The 22,993-nt window shown below is 34.1% G+C and carries 26 protein-coding genes, 1 tRNA gene and 1 pseudogene; 20 read left to right on the top strand and 8 right to left on the bottom strand.

What is annotated here, in order from left to right; translation table 11 throughout:
* Positions 1–128 precede the first annotated feature (128 nt).
* The 6 genes from Q3907_RS07585 to Q3907_RS07610 all read left to right on the top strand — a co-directional run bounded on the left by Q3907_RS07585 (position 129) and on the right by Q3907_RS07610 (position 4,176).
* Positions 129–204, top strand: a tRNA-Lys gene (locus Q3907_RS07585).
* A gap of 228 nt (positions 205–432) precedes the next feature.
* Positions 433–984: a translation initiation factor IF-3 gene (infC, locus tag Q3907_RS07590; protein ID WP_118010556.1), complete on the top strand. Its 552-nt coding sequence runs from the start codon at positions 433–435 to the stop codon at positions 982–984.
* 13 nt (positions 985–997) lie between these two features.
* On the top strand, positions 998–1,192 hold the full coding sequence (gene rpmI / locus Q3907_RS07595; RefSeq protein ID WP_003865815.1) for a 50S ribosomal protein L35: 195 nt from the start codon (positions 998–1,000) through the stop codon (positions 1,190–1,192).
* A gap of 18 nt (positions 1,193–1,210) precedes the next feature.
* Positions 1,211–1,570, top strand: coding sequence for a 50S ribosomal protein L20 (gene rplT, locus Q3907_RS07600; RefSeq protein WP_003865814.1), 360 nt, complete (start codon positions 1,211–1,213; stop codon positions 1,568–1,570).
* Positions 1,571–1,844: 274 nt separating this feature from the next.
* Positions 1,845–2,072, top strand: a complete 228-nt coding sequence (locus Q3907_RS07605) for a DUF1490 domain-containing protein (protein WP_117571183.1) — start codon at positions 1,845–1,847, stop codon at positions 2,070–2,072.
* A gap of 1 nt (position 2,073) precedes the next feature.
* The gene (locus Q3907_RS07610; RefSeq protein WP_301897860.1) at positions 2,074–4,176 is read left to right on the top strand and encodes a heavy metal translocating P-type ATPase; all 2,103 of its coding nucleotides are present in this window, start codon (positions 2,074–2,076) and stop codon (positions 4,174–4,176) included.
* A 28-nt stretch (positions 4,177–4,204) separates the two neighbouring features.
* On the opposite strand, the gene Q3907_RS07615 is transcribed toward Q3907_RS07610, so the two are convergent.
* The gene (locus tag Q3907_RS07615; protein ID WP_295643639.1) at positions 4,205–4,564 is read right to left on the bottom strand and encodes a heavy-metal-associated domain-containing protein; all 360 of its coding nucleotides are present in this window, start codon (positions 4,562–4,564) and stop codon (positions 4,205–4,207) included.
* Positions 4,565–4,705: 141 nt separating this feature from the next.
* Between Q3907_RS07615 and Q3907_RS07620 the strand changes: the two genes are divergently transcribed.
* Genes Q3907_RS07620 through Q3907_RS07645 form a run of 6 tightly spaced genes read left to right on the top strand, consistent with a single transcriptional unit; the run spans position 4,706 to position 10,094 of the window.
* On the top strand, positions 4,706–4,915 hold the full coding sequence (locus Q3907_RS07620; RefSeq protein WP_117571186.1) for a FeoA family protein: 210 nt from the start codon (positions 4,706–4,708) through the stop codon (positions 4,913–4,915).
* 12 nt (positions 4,916–4,927) lie between these two features.
* Positions 4,928–5,146 (top strand): ferrous iron transport protein A, encoded by a 219-nt coding sequence (locus tag Q3907_RS07625; RefSeq protein ID WP_295562373.1) that lies wholly within the window; start codon positions 4,928–4,930, stop codon positions 5,144–5,146.
* A gap of 22 nt (positions 5,147–5,168) precedes the next feature.
* A complete protein-coding gene (feoB, locus tag Q3907_RS07630) occupies positions 5,169–7,295 on the top strand; it encodes a ferrous iron transport protein B (protein ID WP_301897861.1) in 2,127 nt (708 codons plus the stop codon).
* Positions 7,296–7,313: 18 nt separating this feature from the next.
* Positions 7,314–7,508 carry a FeoB-associated Cys-rich membrane protein gene (locus Q3907_RS07635; protein WP_278511448.1) on the top strand — a complete coding sequence of 65 codons (195 nt, stop codon included), beginning with the start codon at positions 7,314–7,316 and terminating at the stop codon, positions 7,506–7,508.
* Positions 7,509–7,568: 60 nt separating this feature from the next.
* Positions 7,569–8,798 carry an aminopeptidase gene (locus Q3907_RS07640; protein WP_301897862.1) on the top strand — a complete coding sequence of 410 codons (1,230 nt, stop codon included), beginning with the start codon at positions 7,569–7,571 and terminating at the stop codon, positions 8,796–8,798.
* Positions 8,799–8,825: 27 nt separating this feature from the next.
* A complete protein-coding gene (locus Q3907_RS07645; RefSeq protein ID WP_295643631.1) occupies positions 8,826–10,094 on the top strand; it encodes a DUF2812 domain-containing protein in 1,269 nt (422 codons plus the stop codon).
* A gap of 27 nt (positions 10,095–10,121) precedes the next feature.
* Here Q3907_RS07645 and Q3907_RS07650 read toward each other — a convergent pair whose 3' ends face one another.
* Positions 10,122–10,877 (bottom strand): DeoR/GlpR family DNA-binding transcription regulator, encoded by a 756-nt coding sequence (locus Q3907_RS07650; protein WP_301897863.1) that lies wholly within the window; start codon positions 10,875–10,877, stop codon positions 10,122–10,124.
* A 237-nt stretch (positions 10,878–11,114) separates the two neighbouring features.
* Between Q3907_RS07650 and Q3907_RS07655 the strand changes: the two genes are divergently transcribed.
* From Q3907_RS07655 to galE, 5 genes are read left to right on the top strand one after another with little or no spacing between them, the layout of a single operon-like run.
* Positions 11,115–11,765: an HAD family phosphatase gene (locus tag Q3907_RS07655; protein WP_301897864.1), complete on the top strand. Its 651-nt coding sequence runs from the start codon at positions 11,115–11,117 to the stop codon at positions 11,763–11,765.
* A 50-nt stretch (positions 11,766–11,815) separates the two neighbouring features.
* A complete protein-coding gene (locus tag Q3907_RS07660; RefSeq protein ID WP_301897865.1) occupies positions 11,816–13,279 on the top strand; it encodes a UDP-glucose--hexose-1-phosphate uridylyltransferase in 1,464 nt (487 codons plus the stop codon).
* A complete protein-coding gene (locus tag Q3907_RS07665; RefSeq protein WP_301897866.1) occupies positions 13,273–14,286 on the top strand; it encodes an aldose epimerase family protein in 1,014 nt (337 codons plus the stop codon). The genes Q3907_RS07660 and Q3907_RS07665 overlap by 7 nt, the downstream gene beginning before the upstream one ends.
* A complete protein-coding gene (locus tag Q3907_RS07670; protein ID WP_301897867.1) occupies positions 14,283–15,563 on the top strand; it encodes a galactokinase family protein in 1,281 nt (426 codons plus the stop codon). The genes Q3907_RS07665 and Q3907_RS07670 overlap by 4 nt, the downstream gene beginning before the upstream one ends.
* Entirely contained in the window at positions 15,563–16,564 is a 1,002-nt protein-coding gene (gene galE, locus Q3907_RS07675) for a UDP-glucose 4-epimerase GalE (protein ID WP_301897868.1), read from the top strand. The genes Q3907_RS07670 and galE overlap by 1 nt, the downstream gene beginning before the upstream one ends.
* A 35-nt stretch (positions 16,565–16,599) precedes the next feature.
* Here the strand turns inward: galE and Q3907_RS07680 are convergent, their stop codons facing one another.
* Both Q3907_RS07680 and Q3907_RS07685 read right to left on the bottom strand, forming a co-directional pair.
* Positions 16,600–17,094: a metallophosphoesterase gene (locus Q3907_RS07680; protein WP_301897869.1), complete on the bottom strand. Its 495-nt coding sequence runs from the start codon at positions 17,092–17,094 to the stop codon at positions 16,600–16,602.
* Positions 17,082–17,957, bottom strand: coding sequence for a beta-1,6-N-acetylglucosaminyltransferase (locus Q3907_RS07685; RefSeq protein ID WP_301897870.1), 876 nt, complete (start codon positions 17,955–17,957; stop codon positions 17,082–17,084). The genes Q3907_RS07680 and Q3907_RS07685 overlap by 13 nt, the downstream gene beginning before the upstream one ends.
* Before the next feature lie 57 nt (positions 17,958–18,014).
* Here Q3907_RS07685 and hflX point away from each other — a divergent pair, with 57 nt between their 5' ends.
* On the top strand, positions 18,015–19,241 hold the full coding sequence (hflX, locus tag Q3907_RS07690) for a GTPase HflX (protein ID WP_301897871.1): 1,227 nt from the start codon (positions 18,015–18,017) through the stop codon (positions 19,239–19,241).
* Positions 19,242–19,257: 16 nt separating this feature from the next.
* Here the strand turns inward: hflX and Q3907_RS07695 are convergent, their stop codons facing one another.
* The 4 genes from Q3907_RS07695 to deoC are packed head-to-tail and all read right to left on the bottom strand — an operon-like array spanning position 19,258 to position 22,165.
* On the bottom strand, positions 19,258–19,674 hold the full coding sequence (locus Q3907_RS07695; RefSeq protein WP_301897872.1) for a C-GCAxxG-C-C family (seleno)protein: 417 nt from the start codon (positions 19,672–19,674) through the stop codon (positions 19,258–19,260).
* 22 nt (positions 19,675–19,696) lie between these two features.
* Positions 19,697–20,569, bottom strand: a complete 873-nt coding sequence (locus Q3907_RS07700) for a sugar nucleotide-binding protein (protein WP_301897873.1) — start codon at positions 20,567–20,569, stop codon at positions 19,697–19,699.
* 2 nt (positions 20,570–20,571) lie between these two features.
* Entirely contained in the window at positions 20,572–21,489 is a 918-nt protein-coding gene (locus tag Q3907_RS07705) for a type I phosphomannose isomerase catalytic subunit (protein WP_301897874.1), read from the bottom strand.
* 1 nt (position 21,490) lies between these two features.
* Complete coding sequence (gene deoC / locus Q3907_RS07710; protein ID WP_301897875.1) at positions 21,491–22,165, bottom strand: deoxyribose-phosphate aldolase; 675 nt, start codon at positions 22,163–22,165, stop codon at positions 21,491–21,493.
* A 146-nt stretch (positions 22,166–22,311) separates the two neighbouring features.
* Between deoC and Q3907_RS07715 the strand changes: the two genes are divergently transcribed.
* On the top strand, positions 22,312–22,896 hold the full coding sequence (locus Q3907_RS07715; protein ID WP_301897876.1) for a GNAT family N-acetyltransferase: 585 nt from the start codon (positions 22,312–22,314) through the stop codon (positions 22,894–22,896).
* A gap of 33 nt (positions 22,897–22,929) precedes the next feature.
* Positions 22,930–22,993, top strand: a pseudogene (locus Q3907_RS07720) (peptidase S51); the annotation flags it as partial.

The following is a 22,993-nucleotide window of genomic DNA, read 5'->3' on the forward strand; positions in this document are numbered from 1 at the left end:
ATTTAGTGTAAAGGTTATCGCAACCTAAAGGTGGGAATAAATTTTTCTTTTGACCACATCCTTATTTTTTTAAAAAAAGTGTTGCGTTAAAAAATATGTTGTGGTAATATATATGGGCACTGATAAATGGACTCTTAGCTCAGCTGGCAGAGCAACTGACTCTTAATCAGTGGGTCTGGGGTTCGAATCCCCAAGAGTCCACCATTTATGTGTATAAGTCGATTGAGTCGACTTTATTTTTTTGAAAAAAATATTGCATATATCATATGTGTATGGTATTATCAATAAGTAAAAGAAATGGAAAGATAGAAGCACCCCTTCTCACCTGATGTCTAGAGGGACATAGGTTCACAGCCAATTCAGTTTGAATTCGTTTAAAAGAGTGATGGGTGTTGAATGCACCCATTTTCTTTTTGTGAAATTTAAAAAAGGATGGTGTCGAATATCAATAACAGAAAAGTTGCCCCAAATAATGTAAACGATGATTTGTTTAACGAAAAGATTCCGTTTAGAGAAGTTCTTGTCATCAATGCGGATGGAGAACAATTGGGAGTTATGTCAAAAAAAGAAGCATTGGACATTGCATACAAACAAAATTTAGATTTGTTGTGTGTTGCACCCAAAGCGCGTCCGGCTGTGTGTAAAGTTTTAGACTATGGTCGCTATCATTTCGAACAACAGAAAAAAGCTAAAGAAGCGAAACGTAAACAACATGTTGTTGAAGTTAAATCTTTGCGTTTATCACCGATTATCGATACACACGATTTTGAAACAAAAGTTCGTCAGACGTCAAAATGGATCGAAGCGGGTATGAAAGTAAAGATTGATATGCGATTCCGTGGTCGTTTGATCACTCGCTTGGAAGTTGGTCGTAAGATCATGAATGACTTCATCGAAGCTATGTCTGAAGTAGCTGTCGTTGAAAAGAAACCTTCAATGGAAGGTAATACGATGTCAACTGTGTTGGCACCTAAAAAGAAGTAAGGAGGACTAGACTATGCCTAAAATGAAGAGTCATAGAGGATTAGCAAAACGTGTAAAAAAGACAGGTTCTGGAAAATTAAAGAGATCTCACGCTTATACATCTCACCGTTTCCATGGAAAGACTAAGAAACAACGTCGTCACTTAGCTAAACCAGGTACTGTACATGCTACAGATTACAAACGTATTAAGGAAATGTTAGTTAAGTAATTAAGGAGGATATAAAGAATGGCAAGAGTTAAAGGTGGAACAGTTTCACGCGCTCGTAGAAAAAAAGTGTTGAAACTTGCCAAAGGATACTTTGGATCAAAACATACATTATACAAAACTGCAAATGAGCAGGTAATGCATTCATTCAGATATGCATACAACGATCGTCGTAAGTTAAAAGGAAACATGCGTAAAATCTGGATTACACGTATTAATGCAGCTGCACGTATGAATGACTTATCATACTCTCGTTTAATGCACGGATTAAAATTAGCTAATATTGCTATCAACCGTAAAATGTTAAGTGAAATGGCTATTCACGATGCTGAAGGCTTCACTAAACTTTGCGAAGAAGCAAAAGCAGCTTTAAATGCATAATTAAACTGTCGTAAGACAGTTTTTTTATTTTTGTTGACAAAACAGTTTAGATAGGGTATAACTAAAATAGTTAGAAGAAACTAACTAACGCTAAATGCAATTATGGAATCGCTCTTTTCACTTGTTTAATAATTTATTAGATTTCATAAGTTTTGGACATTTTTAAAAAATGTCCTTTTTTGTTTACAAATTTAAAAAGTAAGACTATACTAACTGTAAGTTAGAATCAACTAATTCTAACTTACATTCATAGTTCTAAGGAGGATATATATTTATGAAAGACGGATGGAAAAACAAAACAATGTGGACATTTATTGGAGGTGCAGCTACTGCATTGGCAGGGTCTAAATTTTTAAAAAGCAACACAGCACATGATTTAGCCGTTAAAGGTTTAGCTGGTGGAATGAAGCTTAAATCGGATACAACTTATAAGTATGAGACAATTAAGGAAGACGCAAAGGATTTATTAGAAGAAGCCAAAGTTCAAAACGAAGGCGAATAAAATGAGTAGTTTTACTATTGCCCATGACATTCCGGGTCGAATGCGAATTCGCTATGGAAAGAATAAGTTTTCTAGTGTTCAGGGCGAAGTTTTAAAAAAGGATCTTTATGCATGGCCCATGATTGAGAGTGTGGAGGTCAACAATGTTACGGGTAGTGTTTTGATGTTGTATGACAAAGCACAAAAAGGCTTGTTACTGAATAAACTAAAGGATTTAGATATCCAATATCTTCAAAATGCAGATACTTCTTCGATTGTAGTCCATTCACAATCACCAGAAGCTATTGCGATGAATCGAGAATATATGAATCGGTTCTTTAAGATTATTGGTAAACGTTATTTCATTAAATGGTTTTTACCAATGGGACTTGGAAATGCGATTACGATTTATAAGTCGATTCATTTTATTAAAGAAGGATTAGCTTCACTTTTCCAATGTAAAATCAACGTTCCTTTATTGGATGCCACAAGCATTGGTGTAAGTTTAATTCAAAAGAATTATACGATTGCTGGAAATATTATGATGTTACTAAATATTTCGGATTTGTTAGAAGATTATACACGTAAAAAAACAAAATTGGAATTATCCAATAGTTTATCGATTCAATTTGATAAAGTGTGGATTTTAGAAGATGGTGTTGAACAAGAGATTGCTATGTCTAAGCTTCAAAAAGGGGATGTAGTCATCTCACAAATGGGTTCTATGATTCCAATCGATGGAGAAGTCGTGGATGGAGAAGCAATGATCAATGAATCTAGCTTTACGGGTGAACCTCTTTCTAAACATGTAAAGAAAAATGACACTGTATTTGCAGGTACTTTAGTTGAAGAAGGAAAACTGTTTATTCGTGTTCGTAATTTACAAGATGAAAGTCGCATTAGTAACATTGTTAAGATGATTGATACAAATGAATCGTTAAAGGCAAGTATTCAAGCTAAGGCTGAGCATTTGGCAGATTCAATTGTTCCATTTAGTTTTCTTGGTTTCTTTGGTGTTTTAGCCTTGACAAGAAATGTAACACGCGCAACCTCAGTATTGATGGTGGACTATTCTTGTGCCATTCGATTATCGACTTCCATTGCGGTTATTAGTGCAATGCTTGAAGCAAGTAAACGAAATGTTTTAGTAAAAGGTGGTAAGTATTTAGAGGCAATCAAAGATGCGGATGTGATTGTCTTTGATAAGACGGGTACTTTGACAAACGCAAATCCAACCGTAAAGAAAGTAGTTCCTTTAAATGGGTATATGCGTGATGAAGTATTAAGGATTGCAGCTTGTCTTGAAGAGCATTTTCCTCATAGTGTAGCCAATGCGATTGTAAACCAGGCAAAAAAAGAAGGTTTAATTCATGATGAAGAGCATGCCAAAGTTGAATATATTATTGCGCATGGTATTGCGACAAGTCTACATGGAAAGCGTGCCATTATTGGTAGTGATCATTTTGTGTTTGAAGATGAAGGTATCGAAAAAACAGAGGATATCGATGATGTCATTCATTCACTTGAAAATGAAGGTGCAGGATCTCTGATTTATCTTGCGATTGACAATCAAGTGGCTGGAATCATTAGTATTTATGACCCAGTAAAGGCTGAGGCAAAACAAGCTATTCATAATTTAAAAACGTTAGGAATGACTAAAGTAGTCATGTTGACAGGGGATTGTGATAGTGCCGCAAAAGCAGTGGCTCACGAATTGGATTTAGATGATTATCGTGCATCAGTTTTACCAGAAGATAAGGCTGCATATATTCAGATGTTGAAAGATCAAGGTCATACTGTCATTATGGTCGGAGATGGAATCAATGATACACCAGCTCTATCCACGGCAGATGTTTCTATTTCTATGCAGGATAGTTCAGATTTAGCTCGAGAACTCGCGGACATTACACTTGTTTCAAGCAATTTAAATGAACTGGTAATTCTTAGAAAACTCGCAATGCACTTGTTTGATCGAATTCATGCGAATTATCGTTTTATCGTGGCTTTTAATTCAAGCTTGATTGGACTAGGTGCTTTAGGCTTAATGAGTCCAAATACTACAAGCTTATTACATAACGGAAGTACGTTTGCGATTGCAGCATCGAGTACACGTAATTATTTATAAGGAAAAAAGCTGGAATTTCCAGCTTTTTTTATAGTTCTTTCGATGTATATCCAACGTTTGATAACATATTGATGAGTTCATCTGTTGGATGTTGTTGTTTAGATAATATAGTCACTGTATTATCTTCAGTGTTAACTTTGGCATAAAAGCCTTCTTGGCTATTGAATGCATTTTCAATAGTACGAACACAATTTTGACAGTGAATGTCATATACTTTTAAAACGGCTTTGTAAGGGTAATGCTCTTTGTTTTTATCTTTTACTCTTACTTTTTTTATGGTTTCACTGCCTCCGCAACATCCTGAGGTGGCTCTTTTTTTTGTGGAACGAATTCCAATACAGATAATAATAACTAAAATGACACATATAATAATTGTTGGTAAGTTCATAATTTTAATCCTCCAATGAAAAAATACACCAAACAGTTAGAATAGTCAAACCGAGTTAATCTTGTGTAACTTTTTGTTGACATTGCTTTATTGTAAGAGTAAACTAACTGTGTTAGAAGGGTCTAACCAGGAGGGTTCGATATGCCATTATCTTTTGCAGATTTAAATTCGGTCAATACAATCAAAAAAATTGGTGGTTCTAAAGAACAACAACGACATTTAGAAAACTTGGGATTTGTACCAGGGACTGTGATTGTGGTTGTGAGTAAAACCAATGGAAATGTAATTGTGAATGTTAAAGAAGTTCGAATAGCCATTAGTGAAGAACTCGCAAGAAAGATCATGGTGTAGAAAGGAGTAATTATGACTTTAAAGGAAGTTTCAATTGGTCAAACAGTGACTGTAAAGAAATTGTCTGGTCAAGGAGCAACAAAACGAAGAATTATGGATATGGGAATTACCAAAGGAGTGACTGTTACGGTTCAAAAGGTGGCGCCATTAGGAGATCCTATTGAATTAACAGTTCGTGGATATCAATTATCACTTCGTAAAGCAGACGCTGAAATGATTGAAGTAGAGTAAAGTATAAAAATAGGAGGGAATTATGTCAATACAAGTCGCATTAGCCGGTAATCCTAACTGTGGTAAAACCACATTATTCAATGGTTTAACAGGTGCTACACAATATGTGGGTAACTGGCCAGGGGTTACAGTTGAAAAAAAAGAAGGAAAGTATAAGGAAGATAAAGATATTAAAATTACCGATTTACCAGGTATTTATTCATTATCACCATACACTTTAGAAGAAGTTGTATCACGTGAATTTTTATTAAATGGGAATGTGGATGTTGTTTTAAACATTATCGATGGTTCTAACTTAGAAAGAAATTTATTCTTGACAACGCAAATTTTAGAGTTGGGTATTCCAACAGTTGTTGCGATCAATATGTTAGATGTCATTGAAAAAAGAAAAGATACAATTGACTATAAAAAATTATCCGAAGAATTAGGTTGTCCTGTATTACCAATTTCCGCATTGAAAAATACAGGAATCAAAGAATTGATGGCTCAAGTAAAAAAGGCAGCTAATACTCAATTTGCAGCTAAAAATATTTATGCAGGAAAAGTATTAAATGCCTTGAATACAATTGAAACAAGTTTACCTTCAAGTATTGAAGCAAGTCGTCGTTTCTTCTATGCCGTTAAATTATTTGAAAGAGATGATAAAATTGAAGCAGCTATCAAGTCAAAGGCAGATGCTAATATTATTGAAGCTTGCGAAAAGTCAATGGATGATGATAGTGAATCAATTATCACGGATGCTCGTTATACATATATTACAAGTGTAATCAAAGATTGTTACAAAAAAGGGTCTAAAGAAGTATTAACAACTTCTGATAAGATTGACCGTATTGTAACAAACCGTGTTTTAGCTCTTCCAATCTTTGCACTAGTAATGTGGTTTGTATATTATATTTCAGTAACTACAGTAGGAACGATTGTGACAGATTGGACAAATGATGTCTTGTTTGGTGAAATTATTCCTCCTGCAGTAGATAGTTTCTTAGATGCGATTCAATGTGCAGATTGGTTACATGGATTGATCGTGGATGGTATTATTGGTGGTGTAGGAGCTGTTATTGGCTTTGTACCACAGATGTTAGTATTATTCTTCTTCTTAGCTATCTTGGAAGATTGTGGATATATGGCACGTGTTGCCTTTATCATGGACCGTATTTTCCGTAAGTTTGGATTATCTGGAAAATCATTTATCCCAATGTTGATTGGTACAGGTTGTGGTGTACCTGCCGTAATGGCAAGTCGTACAATTGAAAGTGATCGTGATCGTAAGATGACTATCATGACAACGACATTTATTCCTTGTGGTGCTAAAATGCCAATTATTGGTTTAATTGCCGGTGCTATTTTCCATGGTGCTAGCTGGGTAGCTCCAAGTGCTTACTTTGTAGGTATGGCGGCTGTTATTATTTCTGGTATTATGTTAAAGAAGACAAAATTATTTGCCGGAGATCCTGCACCATTTGTCATGGAAATGCCAGCATACCACACACCTCGTGCAGTTAATGTATTAAGAAGTATGTGGGAACGTGGTTCAAGCTTTATTAAAAAGGCTGGAACAATCATTTTACTTTCAACTATCGTGTTGTGGTTCTTACAAGGATTTGGATGGGAAAAAGGTGCATTTGGCATGGTTGATGATATTGATCATTCAATTCTATCTTCAATTGGACAAACATTCGCATGGATCTTCTCACCACTTGGTTGGGGCGATTGGAAAGCTGCAGTGGCTAGTGTAACAGGTTTAATTGCCAAAGAAAATGTTGTCGCAACATTTGGTCAATTGTATGGTTTTGCCGAAGTCGCTGAAGAAGGAAATGAATTCTGGGGACAATTATCTGCAAGCTTTACACCTTTAGCTGCCTATTCATTTATGGTATTTAACTTATTGTGTGCTCCATGTTTTGCGGCAATGGGAGCCATCAAACGTGAAATGAATAACACAAAATGGTTCTGGATCGCCATTGGATATCAATGTGGATTTGCTTATGTATGTTCATTGATTGTTTATCAATTAGGCAGTTTATTCAATGGTGGATCATTTGGATTTGGTACTATTGTAGGATTGATTTTATTGATTGGTTTGATCTATCTATTGGTTCGTCCATCAAAAGAAAGTGATACTGCCGAAGTCGAATTTGCGGTAAAATAATGTAAAAGGAGGGATTTCATGAATCTATCAACATTTCTAGTATTATTAGTTGTATGCGGATGTGCAGGTTTAGCTTGTCGAAGCATTTATAAAGATAAAAAGAGTGGAAAATCAAGTTGTGGTGGAAGCTGCTCACATTGCGGCTCTCATTCGATGTGTGAAAATCCCAAGGCATTTTTTGATCAGATAAAAAAAGAACAATTTAGTAAATAAGAGCATCGAAAGGTGCTCTTTCTTTTGGTATAATAGGTGCAAGAATCGAGGAAATAAAAAATGAATTTAAAAGAAAAATATGCAGACTTAATTGTTCGTTCAGGTTTGAATGTTCAAAAAGACCAAATAGTAGTTGTACGTGCCAATGTGGAAATGAATGAATTTGTTCGTTTGATTGTTAAATCATGTTTTGAAGTAGGCGCAAAAGATGTCATTGTACGTTACAGTGATGATGAAATCAATCGTATGCGATATCTTTCGGGTAATCGTATGCCTTATGATTATGAAGCTTTGTTCCACAATGAAACGGCTGAAAAAGGAGCTTGTTATTTGAGTTTAGTTGGAGAAGATCCAGATGGAATGAAGGGTGTGAATCCAAAATTACTGGCTAATTACAGAAAGGCATTAAGAGGCATGACACAGCCATATCGTGATAAATTAGATTATATGCATGCATCATGGTGTGTGGCAAGTGTTCCAACGATGGCTTGGGCTAAAAAGGTATATCCAGAATCAAAGGATGCTTTAGCTGATTTGTGGAATGCAGTATTAAAAGTGAGTCGTGTAGATGAAAAAGACGCCAATGAAAATTGGAATGAGCATCGTGCATCTTTTGATAAAAGAGTTAATATTTTGAAGCATTTAAATATCGAAAGTGTGCACTATAAGAATTCTTTAGGAACAGATCTAATTGTAGAACTTCCAGAAGGTTATGTGTTTGCGGGTGGTGGTTCGTTCTTGGATAATGGTAACTACTATTTTCCAAATATTCCTACTGAGGAAATTTTCTCAGCACCTAAAAAGACAGGTGTAAATGGAAAATTATATAGTGCTTTGCCACTAGCTTATAATGGAGCTGTTGTAAAAGATTTCTGGTTTGAATTTAAGGATGGACAAGTTGTAGATTATGATGCCAAAGAAGGAAAAGAAGTTTTGACAAGTATTTTAGAAACAGATGAAGGTTCAAAATATCTTGGAGAAATTGCCTTGGTTCCTTATGGATCGCCTATTAGTGCGTTGGATACATTGTTCTACGAAACATTGATTGATGAGAATGCGTCTTGTCACTTTGCCTTAGGTGCAAGTTACAATGAATGTATTGAAAATGGTTTGAATATGAGCGAAGAAGAATTGTTAGAACATGGTATGAATCAATCGTTTGCGCATGTTGATTTTATGGTAGGTACGAGTGATTTATCGATTGAAGCAACTTTAAAAAATGGTGAAAAAATCTTTATTTTTAAGGATGGTAAATACACAAGAGAATTTGACGGATATACATTAAATTAGTACAATAGTGGAGTTGGAGGGATATTTATGGCAAATGAAAATGAAAAGAATCCCAGTGCTTTAGAAGAACTAAGACAGTTAAAAAGAACGGATCGTATTAAATCTTTAGATATACATGAACCTGAATTGAAAGGTTTTAATGCGGAAAATATTTTCCATATTGATGAAGAACCAGAAAAGAAGACTTTATTTGGTAAAAGAAGTGCTAGATCGCACGTCAAAATCAATGAAAATATTTTTGATGATGAAGTTTCTCAATCGGTAGATATTACACCTGATACTTCAATTGAAGAGGTAGAAGCACCAATTGAAAAACGTGTTGTAGAACCTGTTATTGGAAAACGTGCTGAAAAATCAGAGGTTGAAGAACCTAAAAAAGTGGTTATTGAAACAATTGATGCGGATGAAGATTTTACTACGGAATCGATAGAAAATGAATTAAAGGATTTTAATACAAAGTCTGTTGAAAAAGTAGAAAAGTCATCAGAAATTGTTGAAGAAAAAGACGAAGATTCTCAGCCTGTTTTAACAAGTGAAGATGTATATGACAATGATGACGAAGAAGATACTGAAGATGATAATCTTTATGAGGAAAGAAAGAAATTCTTATATGCGGAATATCCAAAAATAGAACAATATCTTCAAGATAAATCCAGTGAAGGTTATCACTTTGTGCGTCATGAAGGAAAAAAATATTTCTTTAGAAAGGGTCAACCCAAAACATATTATTATTCAATGAACTATTTTGTGGATGAACCAGATGCAGACCAATGGCGTCAATGGGAAGCTGACGGATGGAAATTGGTTTCTAAATCAGACGGTAAAAAGAAAAGTGATGCGGGTTGGTTTACTTTTAGAAACGAGGAAGAAGATGGAGAATATCGTAAAGAAATTGATAATGACTCAGAAAAATTCAGCTTCTTTAAGAAATATTCAAGTTCATGTCGCTCAACAATGTTTTTAGTATTTATTTGTATGGCATGTTGTGTTGTGACAGGACTATTACAAGTGTATTTCCAAGGCTATTTGGCAGGAATCGCATTATGTGCAGGTCTATTCTTAATTTCATTTATTGTATTCTGTATGTATGGAAGAATGCTTAGAAAATCAAAGAAGAGAGCTCGTGAATTAAAATCAAAATTAAGAGTAAAAGAGATTCGTGCTAATGAAAGAAGTAAAAATTTCTATGATACTTCTGAAAGCGAAGAAGAATTAGATACAGATTGGAACACATTAGAACAACATACGTCAAAACAAAAGAAAATATTGTTTAGACGTGTGGATGATGATGAATAAGGAGGCAAAATAACTTGCCTCCCTTTTTTAAACCGTTTGAATCTGTACATATTGTTTATAGTGTGCTAATACTTCTTCATCAATTGAACTGTCTGTGATCAATGTGTCAAAATTAAATAAATCGTAATAAATATAGAAGTCAGCACGATTGAATTTTTTGTTGTCAGCCAATAAATATTTATTTTTAGAATTATCTAATGCGATTTGTTGAGACTCGCCTTCTTCTAAAGAATAAGTTGTGATGGAAGAATTATAGATTCCATTACAACTGATAAAGGCTTTATTATATTTTAATTTACCCAATACTAGGTTTGTGATAGGACCCACAAACGTATTTGTGTTATCTCTGTAATCACCGCCAGTAAGTATAACTTCTGTAGGAGCATGATTCACTAATATATTAAATACGGCAAGACTGTTTGTGATGACACGAATGTTTCTGCCGGTCAATTGTTCAGCTAAAAACTGAATGGTTGTTCCTGGACCTAAAAAAATGGATTCGCCTTCTGAAATGAGAGTTGCGGCTTTATGCGCAATTCTCTTTTTTTCTTCAATTTGCACCGATGATTTTTCAATGTGACTCAATTCGTGGTCCATTGAAAAAGAAAGGCTTTGTGCACCTCCATGAACTCTTAACAATTTTCCGGATTTTTCTAATTCATCCAAATCTCTTCGTGCAGTCATATCGGATACGCCTAATTCGCCCATGATTTCTTGGATTGTTATGATTCCATTTTGATTTACTTTCTGTGCTATTTTAACTAAACGTTCTTTTTTTAACATATTGATATCCTCTTCTATGTTAAAAGATACTATTTCAAATATATTTAGTCAACATAAAACAAACAAAAACAAACAAAATAAAATCATATATTACTTAAATCTAACATAAATGTTTGAAAATAATAAATATATGTTTGAAAATGTTGACATTTTATAAAAAAAGCTTACACTGAAGTTATATGAGGTTGATTACTTTTTAATGCATGTAAATGATTTTAAGGTTAGGGTGGTTTCGTAATGTACAAAGGCGTTATATTTGATTTTAATGGAACATTATTTTTTGACAATCCAAAACATATTATGGCATGGTCAAAAATATCACAAGATATTCGTCATCATGGAATTGATGAGGAAGAACTACATGAACACATCAATGGTGTACCTAATAATAAGGTTGTTGAATATATGTTTGGTGGAACGTGTGATCCATCCGAAATGGAAAAGTATTCACAGTTAAAAGAAGAATATTATCGCCAATTTTGTAAAGAAGATCAGGCAACATTTCATTTAGTAAAAGGAGCTGAAGAGTATTTTGATTATTTAAAAGAATCGAATATTCCATTCACAATCGCATCCGCATCCATCAAGCCTAACATTGATTTCTTTGTCGAATCATTTCATCTAGACAAATGGATTGAGCCATCTATGATTGTCTATGATGATGGAACGTATGAAAATAAAGTCGCAATGTTTAAAAAGGCTTCCCATAATATTGGAGTGGATATTGAAGATTGTTTAATTATTGAAGACAGCATTAGTGGAATTTCAAATGCTTATAAAGCAGGATGTCATAATATTGTCGTTGTGGATTCTGCCAATAAAAAAGAAGAATACGAAAAGCTTCCTGGAGTTACACAAGTGATTGATTCTTTTGAGAATTTTAAATAAGAGCCATTCATACCAGAATGGCTTTTTTGACTAAATAAAAGGAATGGAAAATGAACAAAAAAATTAACCAGTTATTAGAGTATGCTTTAAAGAATGGAATGATTGAAGAGTACGATTATGATTATGCTGCAAATTTATTGATTGACCTATTTGGCATCCATGAATTTAAAAGAGAAGAAGTAGAAGACTGTTCTATCTATGAGATTCTAGTTTTTATGTTAGATTATGCAGTTGAAAAAAGCATGATTCAGGATACTGTAACTGAAAAAGATTTACTAGATACGCGCATTATGAATTGTGTAATGCCTAGACCTAGTGAAGTCGTGAATACTTTTAAGAGTCTATATTCTTTGAATCCTAAAGATGCAACAGATTATTTCTATAAGTTAAGTATGGATTCAAACTATATCCGTAAATCAAGAATTGACAAAAATATCAGTTTTGCACATTTCTGTAAATATGGCGATATTCAAATTACGATTAACTTGTCAAAACCAGAAAAGGATCCAAAGGAAATTGCTAAGGCAAAAAATGCCGTAAGTACTTCATATCCTGCATGTTTATTATGTAAAGAAAACGTTGGTTTTGCCGGAAACTTAAATCATCCAGCTAGACAAACACATCGTATTATTCCATTAGATTTAAATGGACATACATACAATTTACAATATTCACCATATGTATACTATAACGAACACTGTATTGTATTTAATAATGAACATACACCAATGAAGATGGATCGTACTACATTTGAACATTTATTCGCATTTATTGATAAATTCCCACACTATATGATTGGAAGCAATGCAGATCTTCCTATCGTTGGTGGATCGATTTTAAGTCATGATCACTATCAAGGTGGAAGACACCATTTCCCAATGGAAGACGCAAAAGTTGTTAAGAGCTATACATATAAGGATGTACAAGTGGATATGCTTTACTGGCCATTATCTACACTTCGATTAACATCAAGTTCTAAAGAAAACGTACTGGATCTAGCTGCTAAAATCTTTGAAACATGGTGTACATATAATGATGAAAGCTTAGATATCATCGCAAATGAAGATGGCGTTCGTCATAATACAGTCACACCAATTGTTAGAAAGAAAGATGGCAAATATCAAATGGATGTAGTTTTACGAAATAATCGTACTACAGAAGAATATCCATTAGGTATCTTCCATCCACATGCCGAGCATCACCATATTAAAAAAGAAAATATTGGTTTGATCGAGGTTATGGGATTGGCTATTTTGCCAGCACGATTAAAAACAGAGTTAGAACAAATTAAATTATGTTTATCTGGAAAAGCAGATTTTGATGCTTATCCAGAACTTGAAAAACATAAAGATTGGTATGAATACTTAAAGACATGTTCTTATACAAATGTGGATACATTCATGGAGATGGAAGTCACAAAGAAATTCGTATCTGTATTAGAGAATGCGGGTGTATATAAAATGGATGATGAAGGGATGGACGGCTTTAGCCGATTTGTGAAGACATTATGGTAGAGGTAAAAGAAAGATTAGAGAATGGAATTGAAGTATTATCGATTTCCAATTCACATTTAACTGTAGAAGTTACAAACTTTGGTTGTACTCTTTTAAAGATTGTAACGAAAGACAAAAATAATCAAGACTGTGATTGTATTTTAGGATTTGAAAATGTAAGTGACTATCAAAAACGAGATGGAACTTATTTAAATGCCTTAGTAGGACGAGTATGTAATCGTATTGAAAAAGGAACATTCACAATAAATGATACAGAATATCATGTACCTATTAATAATGGACCAAACTCACTACATGGAGGTATTGAAGGATTCTCTTATAAAGTATTTGATTATTCTTTAATTGAAGATGGCATTAAATTCCACTACGTATCAAAGGATGGAGAAGAAGGCTATCCTGGGACTTTAGATTTTTATGCGATCTATTGGCTAGATGAATCTAGTTTACACATTCAATATAGTGGCGTTAGCGACAAAGATACGTTGATCAATATCACAAACCATGGCTATTTCAATTTAAATGGATATGCATCGAATATTGATGATCATACACTACGAATTTCAGCATCTAAATTTGGCTGCGTGGATCCAGATGGATTGTATACAGGTGAATTAAAAGATGTGAAAGAGACTGCATTTGATTTTAATACAGAAAAAAGAATTGGAGATTCTATTCATTTAGAGGATGAACAGTTAATTATCGCAAGAGGTTATGATCATCCATATGTATTTGATACAAACGAAAATCAAGTATGTTTATATAGTCCACAAAGTGGTATTGAATTAAAAGTATCGACTACGTATCCAACGGCACAAATCTATAGTGCCAACTATTTAGATGGACAGACAGATAAATATGGAAAGATCATGCATCCACAAGATGGATTGTGTATTGAAACAAGTTATATCGCCGATTCGATTCATAAAGAAGAGAATCCAAAAGTATTATTAAAAGCAGGACAAGTATTTGAAGAAGAAACAATATATACATTTGAGGTAAGAAGATGAAAACAACAAAAATTAAAGAACAAGTATTATCAGGAAAATATGATGCATTAATCGAAGATCTATATGCAGATCCAAGTTTATTACAATACCAAAAAGAACGTTATGCAGCTGCATTAGATAAATACCAAACTTTATTTGGAGATGATGAAGTGAGCATTTATAGTGCGGCTGGAAGAAGTGAAATCTCAGGAAATCATACAGACCACCAACATGGTTGTGTACTTGCAGGATCTATCAATTTAGATGCGATTGGAATTGTATCTAAACAAGATCATGTCATTAAAGTGATCTCTGATGACTTTGACATCAAACCAATTGATTTAAATGATTTAGACAGAAAAGAAGATGAATTAGGAACAAGTGAAGCCTTGATTCGTGGTGTTGTCTATAAATTAAAAGAATTAGGCTATAACGTAGGTGGATTTAAAGCTTTTATCACGAGTGATGTATTAATGGGAGCTGGACTATCAAGTTCTGCAGCATTTGAATCTATTATTGGTACAATTATTGATGGATTATACAATGATATGAAGATCGATATGGTAACGATTGCCAAAGTGGGTCAATATGCAGAAAACGTATACTTTGGAAAACCATGTGGATTGATGGATCAATGTGCATGTGCTGTTGGTGGACTTATTTCAATTGATTTTAAAGATACTTCAAATCCAATTGTAAATAGTGTGAATGTTGATTTCTCAAAATATGATCACAGTTTATGCATTGTAGATACAAAGGGAAGTCATGCCGATTTAACAGATGCCTATGGTGCAGTACCACAAGAAATGAAAGAGGTAGCTCACTATTTTGGTAAGGAAGTTCTTCGTGAAGTGGATGAAAATGAGTTCTATGCAAATACCGCAAACTTAAGAACGGCTTTAAATAATGATCGCGCCATCTTAAGAGCCATCCATTTCTTCAGCGAAAATAGACGTGTTAATACAATCGTAGAAAGATTGAACAAGGATGATTTTGAAGGCTTCAAGACATTGATTCAAGAATCTGGAAATTCAAGTTATAAATTCCTTCAAAATGTATATGCAGACTTTGACTATAAGAATCAGGCTGTATCTTTAGGCTTAGCTATGTCTGAAATGATTTTAAAAGATCATGGCGTATGTCGTGTTCATGGTGGAGGTTTTGCCGGAACGATTCAGGCCTTTGTTGAAAATAGCTATGTAGAAACATATAAAGAAGAAATTGAAAAAGTATTTGGAAAGGGAAGTTGCCATATCTTAAAAGTAAGAAAATTAGGTGGCTACAAGGTTATTGACTAATGAATATTTTAGTAACGGGTGGAACCGGATATATTGGTAGTCATATTTGTGTTGAATTATTAGAGAGTGGTCATGATGTTGTCGTAATCGATGATTTCTCCAATTCAAAACCTGATGTGTTGGATTCAATCTATAAAATTACAGGTAAGCATGTTAAGTTTTATGAATTTAATGTGTTAGATGAAGAAAAGACGGAAGCTGTATTTAAGGAAAATAAATTGGATGCGGTGATTCATTGTTGCGCATTTAAGGCAGTTGGTGAAAGTGTTCAAAAGCCAATTGAATATTATACAAATAACTTGATGACAACTTTAATTGTTGCCAAGATGATGAAGAAATATCATGTGCCAAGTATTGTATTTAGTTCAAGTGCGACTGTTTATGGAGATTCAGAAGTCGTTCCATTAACAGAAGACTGCAAGCTAGGTGTTACGACAAATCCATATGGTTCAACAAAAGCGATGATGGAAAGAATTTTAACAGATGTGCAGTTTGCCAATCCTGAAATGAGTGTAACGTTACTTCGTTATTTCAATCCAATTGGAGCGCATGAGTCGGGTTTGATTGGAGAAAATCCAAAGGGAATTCCAAATAACTTGATGCCATATATTATGAAGGTTGCGACTGGTGAGCTTTGTGAACTTGGTGCATTTGGCAATGATTATGATACGCCAGATGGAACGGGTGTTCGTGACTATATTCATGTGGTTGACTTGGCTAAAGGACATGTACTAGCGATTGAAAAATACAATACGCCGGGTGTTCATATTTGTAACTTGGGAACTGGAAAAGGCTATAGTGTATTAGATATTGTACATGCCTTTGAAAGAGTGAATGGAATCAAGATTCCTTATGTGATCAAGCCTAGACGTCCTAGTGATATTGCGACATGTTTCGCAGATCCTACAAGAGCAAAGGTTCAGCTTGGCTGGGTAGCTGAAAAGAATTTAGATGATATGTGTAGAGATACATGGAATTTCGCAAAACAATTTATTAAATAAATTAAAGAAAACAGGCAGCCAATGATTTGGCTGCCTTATCCAATGAAGCATTGATATTGATTTAAGAAAGTTTCTACATTGATTCGAACGAGTTTATATGCGACTTTCTTATCAATTGTTAGAATGATATAAGATCCATGCCAATCATCTCTAGGTAAAGTGATTGAGCCTGGATTTAGAATTAGACAATTATTGTAGATTTGCTCTTTGACTAAATGTGTATGTCCATAAAGATAGATATCGGGATGATGTTGATCGATATCTTTTTTTATTTCATCCAAACCTTCATCTCCATGTGAGAAATGGATGCGTTTGCCTAAAATAGTTAATCTTTGGCGTATGGGTAAATCTAATGTATCATTGTTTCCTTTGACACATATAAAGTTATTTAAATCATTAATGTTTGTTGCTTGAGAATCTCCTAAATGAATGAATTTCACATTATCTTTATAGAGTGAAGAATAGATGTGATAAAGAATTTTTAGGATATCCGGATTGCCATGGTTATCCGAAACGATTATGATTCGCATGTGTATGCATCAAAATAGTCTTCATAAACTTGAAGATTATCTTCGCTATGAGCTAGAGCTGCAAAATAAGTAGACTCTTTGATTGCGCCCAATTCTACATTTTCCATTGGTTCTTGAAGTTTGTATTCACCATCTTTTCCAACGGCCCATATGTTTTCATTGTGATGATCTACATCTGAAAATTTATGCAACATTGTTGCGATAGCCATTTCTTCTGGATATAAACACATCTTAAATGTATTTGAACAATAGGCTAAATTGTCTGCCAAGGCTTTTGCGCTTTCATGCGTTAGTACAAACCAAGGATAGCTGACATAGATTGTGTCTTCAATTTCACGTTTTTTAAAGGAATGAACAAGACTGGATGTCATTTTATTCATGGCACGAATGGCTTTTGATTTTTGGAAATCATAAGAGTTTGTGAAGAAGGCATAGTTTTCAAATCTTTTCTTTACTTCTTCATTATCCTCTGAATTATCCACTTCATAATAGATATCTTCGTCTTCATGTGCTTCTAAATATTCTACAAGTTGTGCTTTTGATTTTGTAGGGATCATACCATCTGTCATTATGATGAAACGATCATAAGTAAAGGAACCGTCTTCTTTTTCATATTCCAAAGCATCTTTCATCAATACAATAAAGCCTCTAGGTAGTGACATATCGGCTGGAAGGGCAGTTTGTTGGTGATGAGCAACATGAAGGTTTGGCGTATCACAATAGGATAGAATCAAATCATCACGTAGATCATCATCGTTTACCATGATATAAACATCGTCTCCTTGATTGATCAATATATCTATATTTTCTGTTATTTCTTCAAAATTATTTTTCATATAGTGCATTAAATAAGCAATTTTCATGTAAATTCACCTCATGAAATATTATAACATTTTAGCATCGTATGATAAAATACATTTATGGAAAAAGCAATATTGATTGGTGTACAAACATACACAAGCCATTCTTTTGAAGAGAGAATGGAGGAAATGAAAGAATTAGCTCTTGCCTGTGATATTGAGATTTGTATGAGTGTATCGCAGAATCTGGAGCATCCTCATAAAAAATATTATATGAATCCTGGTAAGATTGAAGAGGTCAAACGCATTCTTGAAGATCAAGAATGTAGTATGGTTCTTGTATTAGAGGCTATTTCACCTTCTGTACAAAGAAATCTATCGGACTTTTTTGATTGTGAAGTCATGGATAAGAGTGCTTTGATTTTAGAAATCTTTGCATCTCGTGCTAAGACAAAAGAGAGTATGCTTCAAGTTGAATGCGCAAGACTTAAATATTTATTGCCAAGACTTCAAGGAAGCTATAAACATATGGATAGACAGCGTGGTGGTTCAAAAAATAAGGGAATGGGAGAAAAGAAAATCGAACTGGATGCGCGAAGAATTGAGAGTAAGATTCATTTTGTTGAAAAAGAATTGGATAAGATCCATACGCAAAGAAGTGTACAGCGTAATCAGCGTAAAAAAGGTATGGTTAAAAGTGTAGCACTAACAGGTTATACCAATGCAGGCAAATCAAGTATTATGAATGGATTTGTGAATGAAGAAAAGTCGGTATTTGAAAAAGATATGTTGTTTGCGACTTTGACAACTTCAACACGTCAAATTGAAACAGAGAATCATAATGTATTTACTTTAAGTGATACAGTTGGATTTATTAGTGATTTACCACACAGTTTAGTACAATCCTTTCATTCTACACTTGAAGAAGCTGTGGTTTCGGATTTGATTTTAAAAGTCGGAGATATTTCAGATGAACATAAGGATAGTAAACTTCAGGTTTGTGAGGAAACATTAAAGGAAATTGGTTGTGAGAAAGTTCCCTACTTGTATGTCTTTAATAAGTGTGATCAGACAAATATTGAATATCCAAAACGTGTAGAGGATCGTATTTATATTTGTGCCAAGGAAAAGTCGAGTATTGAATTTTTAAAACAAGAAATTGAAAAAGAATTATTTCATATGGAAACTTTACATGTCGTGATTCCTTATGAGAAGGTAAGTGTACTTGATTATATTCATACCAATGGCAAGGTGCATAGACAGGAATATAAAGAGGATGGTATAGAGGTTGATTTTAGTATTCAACAAGATTTGATTCATCGCGTAGACAGGTTATTACGAATATAAGAAAAGAGGAAGAATACTATAATAGGTGTTCTTCCTCAATTGTTTTTTCTAGAGCTTTTGCCGCTAATAAACAAGTGTTCATACATTTGATGTTTGGATCTGTACTATGATGTACAGGTTTAATGTGGGCACAATCTAAATTGCCCAATAGTTCTTTGAAGTTACGTGTATGTTTTTGAATTAACGGTCTTAATTCTGGTAACATTTCATGTGCTTTTGTCTTACAAACCATTTTCGATAGGGCCGCAATCGATCCGACTAATGCGCCGCATGTACTTCCTATAAACATGCCGCCACCAAATCCGGCCATCATTTTCATGTCTTCTTCTGAAATGTCTAATTGATAGGTTTCATTGCAGGCATGAAGTAGTGTTTCTGAACAGTTGTATCCGCTTTGGTAATATTTTTTAACGTTTTCCTCAAGTAAAGTCATAAATAGCCTCCTATAAACTATTTTAACTTTTCTTCCATCCAAAATCCATTAGTATTTCATTTACGTCTTCTTCAAATGTCGCAAAATGAATTCCAAGACTTTCTAGTTTTTCACTATCTAAACGATAATCTCTGAATCGATCTTGGTAGCGTTCGTTGTTTGGTAAAATGATTTCTTCAATGAGTTCATCACTTGCGCCTAAAGCTTTAGCCACAAATTTTGCGGATTCATATGTGGTCATAGTGTTTTTGGATGCCACATGATAAATGCCTGGTTCAAGTTCTGTGATTTTATCAAATTGTGTAGCCAAATGCTTGGCATATGTCATACCACGTTTTTCATTCACAGTAAATAATGTTGGAGTATGGCTGATTAGCGCATTCATGACATTTTTAATGATACTTGGACTTGCCTTGATGCCTGGATAGCTTAGTCCCATCATCCATGTAAAGCGTAAGATGATCGCATCATCCAATTGTTTTTGAATCAATTCTTCACATTCGATTTTATTTTGTCCATATACAGTCACAGCACTTAATGGTTCGTCTTCTTTAAAAGGACCGTGATTTTCTTTTCCATTGAAGGCTTGTTCGGTTGAACAGAAAATCAATTTAGCACCTTTTTCTTTACAACAATCAATGATAGCTTGGGTACTTTCTACATTGATTTTATGAACTAAATCTGGATGTTCATTGCAGAAGGCTGTAGTTGCATTGGCGGCTGTGTGAAAACAAATGTCAAAATCTTGAGAAGCTACAAATCTTTTTACGTCTTCAGGATTTGTAAGGTCTGCATCCTTTCTTGTCATGCAGATCCAGTTAAAGTTATCTTTTTGATACGCTCTTACTAAGCTTGCGATATAGCCATTGGCTCCGGTAACTAAAATTGTCTTCATAATTAGTCCTTTCTAGGATTTGACACTAATAGGTGTGCTCCTTGTTTGATTGTGATTTTTTTGGAAGAAAAAGGAACAAACATGCTGTCGTATTGTGGTAATACAATTTCTTCACTATTCCATACGATTGTACAATCTGCATCAATATTGGATAGAATCATGTAATGTTCATCACATGTTAATGTAATATCAGAATCAGCATAAACTTCATCTACAGTAAAATTAGGACAATCTCCAATTCGGTGTGTTTCATGTTTTTGTGGGACAAAAGTAGGTTTTAAATTGAAATTTGTGACATCAAAAGATTCTTTTACATGTAAAGGACGTGTTTTTCCATCTTTTCCTTTACGGTTGTAGTCATAGAAACGATAGGTTGTGTTTGAGTTTGTACCTACTTCTAAAGCTAAAATGTCTTTTCCTAAGGCATGAAGCATACCACTAGGAATAATAATGTAGTCTCCTTTATGCACTTCAACTTTATTTAGATATTTTTCAATATAGTTGTTCATTAAAGCATTTTTGATTTCATCTGCATCATTGATTGTGGTTCCAGCAACTAGAGTAGCGCCTGGTTTGGCATCTAGAATATACCAGCTTTCATATTTTCCGTAATCATTGGAGTGTTCTAGGGCATAATCATCTTCAGGATGAACTTGAATGCTTAAAGCATCCTTTGTATCTAGATAAGCAAGGCGTAATGTTTCATGAAGCGTATATCCTTTACCTAATACTTCATCCGGATTTTCTTGAATCATTTCCATTAATGTTTTATCCGTTCCAACAATTTTGTTTGAACAATAGGGGTGGGCACTGACTTCCCACCAAGTCCCATAGTCTTCATCGATGCCTCTAGCTTTAGAGATGTGGTTGATTCCCCAAATTGTATAATCAGGAATGGGTTCTAATAAAAATGGTTTCATGTTATTTTTCCTCGGCTTCAAATTCTTCTAAGATTTTTAGTGATGAGCTTGTTCCAATTCTTTGTGCACCTGCATCAATCATGGCTTTACATGTTGCCCAATCACGAATGCCTCCGGCCGCTTTGACTTTTACTTGTCCTTCGACAGTTTCAACCATTAATTTTACATCTTCTAAAGTGGCTCCACCAGTTCCAAAGCCTGTGCTTGTTTTAATGAAGTCTGGTTTTACTTCTTTGGCAATTAAAGCAACTTGTTTGATTTCATCTTTTTCTAAATAACAATTTTCAAAGATGACTTTAGAAATGACGTTGTGTTCTCTACAAATAGAAACAATACTTTCCATTTCTTCTTTAATGTAGTCCCAGTGGTGCATTTTAGCTTGTCCTATATCAATGACATAATCGATTTCGTCAGCTCCATCTTCAATCGCAATCTTTGTTTCGGCAATTTTGGATGCTAGGCCGGCTTGTCCTAAAGGAAAGCTAATGGCAGCTCCTACATGTACGCTTGTTCCTTTTAATTGTTCTTTACAGAATTTAGTCCAAGTTGTATTGATTGCAACCATAGCGGCTCCGATTTCTTTGGCTTCGTTACATAATTTAGTAAGATCTGTTTCAGTTGCATAAGGTTTTAAAAATGTGTGGTCAAAATAATTTGCGAGTTGTGTTTTGTTCATAATTGATTACCTCTCTTTTACGGTTTCATTCTAGAACGTAAAAAAAGAGAAGTCAAGTAAATGATATAACATTTAAAAAGAAATTGTTATATCATTTGAAGTAGGAAGATTATGATATACTAATTTTAAAAGAAATGGAGAGTTTTATGACAGTATTAGATACAAGTATACCTTATGAAAAAGTATTGATGGTCATGGCACGCAAGACCATCCGTAAAGAAATAGAATTAAATCCAGAATTTCATTATGTTGAATTTGATGAATCATTAAAAGAAGCTTGGTGCAAGCTACAAACCCAGGTTTGTTTATTTGAAAATATAGATGAGGCAAGAAAGAAATGGGATAGTATGCTTACTAGAGATAGGGATTTCTTTTCTAAACATTTTTTATTTGTCGCAAATGAAAATAATGAATTAGTTGGTAGTGCAGGACTTTGGTATGGCAATGACTTTGAAGAAAGTAGACTTCGCGTTCATTATGTAGCGGTAAGTTTATCGACTCAACATAAAAAGATTGCGCAGGCTATGTTGACAAAACTTTGTATGATGTATGACTTGATTCCAGGTAAGTATCCACTATATTTGGCAACTCAATCGCAAAGTTATGGTGCGATCAAATTATATTCAAGACTTGGTTTTACACCATATTTAGGTGCTTATAAGGGTTGTACAGAACAAAAGAGTAAGAATGCGTGGCAAAATGTCACAGAAATCTTGCGTTGTAAAGCTTAATTGATAAATCGGAGTTTATAAAGGAGAATATTGATGAAATTATTTTTATGTTCGCACTTTTCAAGTGTAGGAAGTTTGATAAAAGAAGAAATTGATA

It is taken from the genome of uncultured Holdemanella sp., assembly GCF_958348295.1.
Classification (GTDB): Bacteria; Bacillota_I; Bacilli_A; order Erysipelotrichales; family Erysipelotrichaceae; genus Holdemanella.

Coding starts and splice junctions, on each gene's coding strand:
- feoB (WP_301897861.1), top strand. CDS start 5,169: ATGTCAATACAAGTCGCATTAGCCGGTAATCCTAACTGTGGTAAAACC.
- Q3907_RS07615 (WP_295643639.1), bottom strand. CDS start 4,564: ATGAACTTACCAACAATTATTATATGTGTCATTTTAGTTATTATTATC.
- infC (WP_118010556.1), top strand. CDS start 433: ATGGTGTCGAATATCAATAACAGAAAAGTTGCCCCAAATAATGTAAAC.
- Q3907_RS07645 (WP_295643631.1), top strand. CDS start 8,826: ATGGCAAATGAAAATGAAAAGAATCCCAGTGCTTTAGAAGAACTAAGA.
- Q3907_RS07605 (WP_117571183.1), top strand. CDS start 1,845: ATGAAAGACGGATGGAAAAACAAAACAATGTGGACATTTATTGGAGGT.
- Q3907_RS07680 (WP_301897869.1), bottom strand. CDS start 17,094: ATGCGAATCATAATCGTTTCGGATAACCATGGCAATCCGGATATCCTA.
- Q3907_RS07640 (WP_301897862.1), top strand. CDS start 7,569: ATGAATTTAAAAGAAAAATATGCAGACTTAATTGTTCGTTCAGGTTTG.
- Q3907_RS07660 (WP_301897865.1), top strand. CDS start 11,816: ATGAACAAAAAAATTAACCAGTTATTAGAGTATGCTTTAAAGAATGGA.
- Q3907_RS07620 (WP_117571186.1), top strand. CDS start 4,706: ATGCCATTATCTTTTGCAGATTTAAATTCGGTCAATACAATCAAAAAA.
- galE (WP_301897868.1), top strand. CDS start 15,563: ATGAATATTTTAGTAACGGGTGGAACCGGATATATTGGTAGTCATATT.
- Q3907_RS07635 (WP_278511448.1), top strand. CDS start 7,314: ATGAATCTATCAACATTTCTAGTATTATTAGTTGTATGCGGATGTGCA.
- Q3907_RS07685 (WP_301897870.1), bottom strand. CDS start 17,957: ATGAAAATTGCTTATTTAATGCACTATATGAAAAATAATTTTGAAGAA.
- hflX (WP_301897871.1), top strand. CDS start 18,015: ATGGAAAAAGCAATATTGATTGGTGTACAAACATACACAAGCCATTCT.
- Q3907_RS07625 (WP_295562373.1), top strand. CDS start 4,928: ATGACTTTAAAGGAAGTTTCAATTGGTCAAACAGTGACTGTAAAGAAA.
- Q3907_RS07655 (WP_301897864.1), top strand. CDS start 11,115: ATGTACAAAGGCGTTATATTTGATTTTAATGGAACATTATTTTTTGAC.
- rpmI (WP_003865815.1), top strand. CDS start 998: ATGCCTAAAATGAAGAGTCATAGAGGATTAGCAAAACGTGTAAAAAAG.
- Q3907_RS07715 (WP_301897876.1), top strand. CDS start 22,312: ATGACAGTATTAGATACAAGTATACCTTATGAAAAAGTATTGATGGTC.
- Q3907_RS07650 (WP_301897863.1), bottom strand. CDS start 10,877: ATGTTAAAAAAAGAACGTTTAGTTAAAATAGCACAGAAAGTAAATCAA.
- Q3907_RS07705 (WP_301897874.1), bottom strand. CDS start 21,489: ATGAAACCATTTTTATTAGAACCCATTCCTGATTATACAATTTGGGGA.
- Q3907_RS07700 (WP_301897873.1), bottom strand. CDS start 20,569: ATGAAGACAATTTTAGTTACCGGAGCCAATGGCTATATCGCAAGCTTA.
- Q3907_RS07670 (WP_301897867.1), top strand. CDS start 14,283: ATGAAAACAACAAAAATTAAAGAACAAGTATTATCAGGAAAATATGAT.
- rplT (WP_003865814.1), top strand. CDS start 1,211: ATGGCAAGAGTTAAAGGTGGAACAGTTTCACGCGCTCGTAGAAAAAAA.
- Q3907_RS07665 (WP_301897866.1), top strand. CDS start 13,273: ATGGTAGAGGTAAAAGAAAGATTAGAGAATGGAATTGAAGTATTATCG.
- Q3907_RS07695 (WP_301897872.1), bottom strand. CDS start 19,674: ATGACTTTACTTGAGGAAAACGTTAAAAAATATTACCAAAGCGGATAC.
- deoC (WP_301897875.1), bottom strand. CDS start 22,165: ATGAACAAAACACAACTCGCAAATTATTTTGACCACACATTTTTAAAA.
- Q3907_RS07610 (WP_301897860.1), top strand. CDS start 2,074: ATGAGTAGTTTTACTATTGCCCATGACATTCCGGGTCGAATGCGAATT.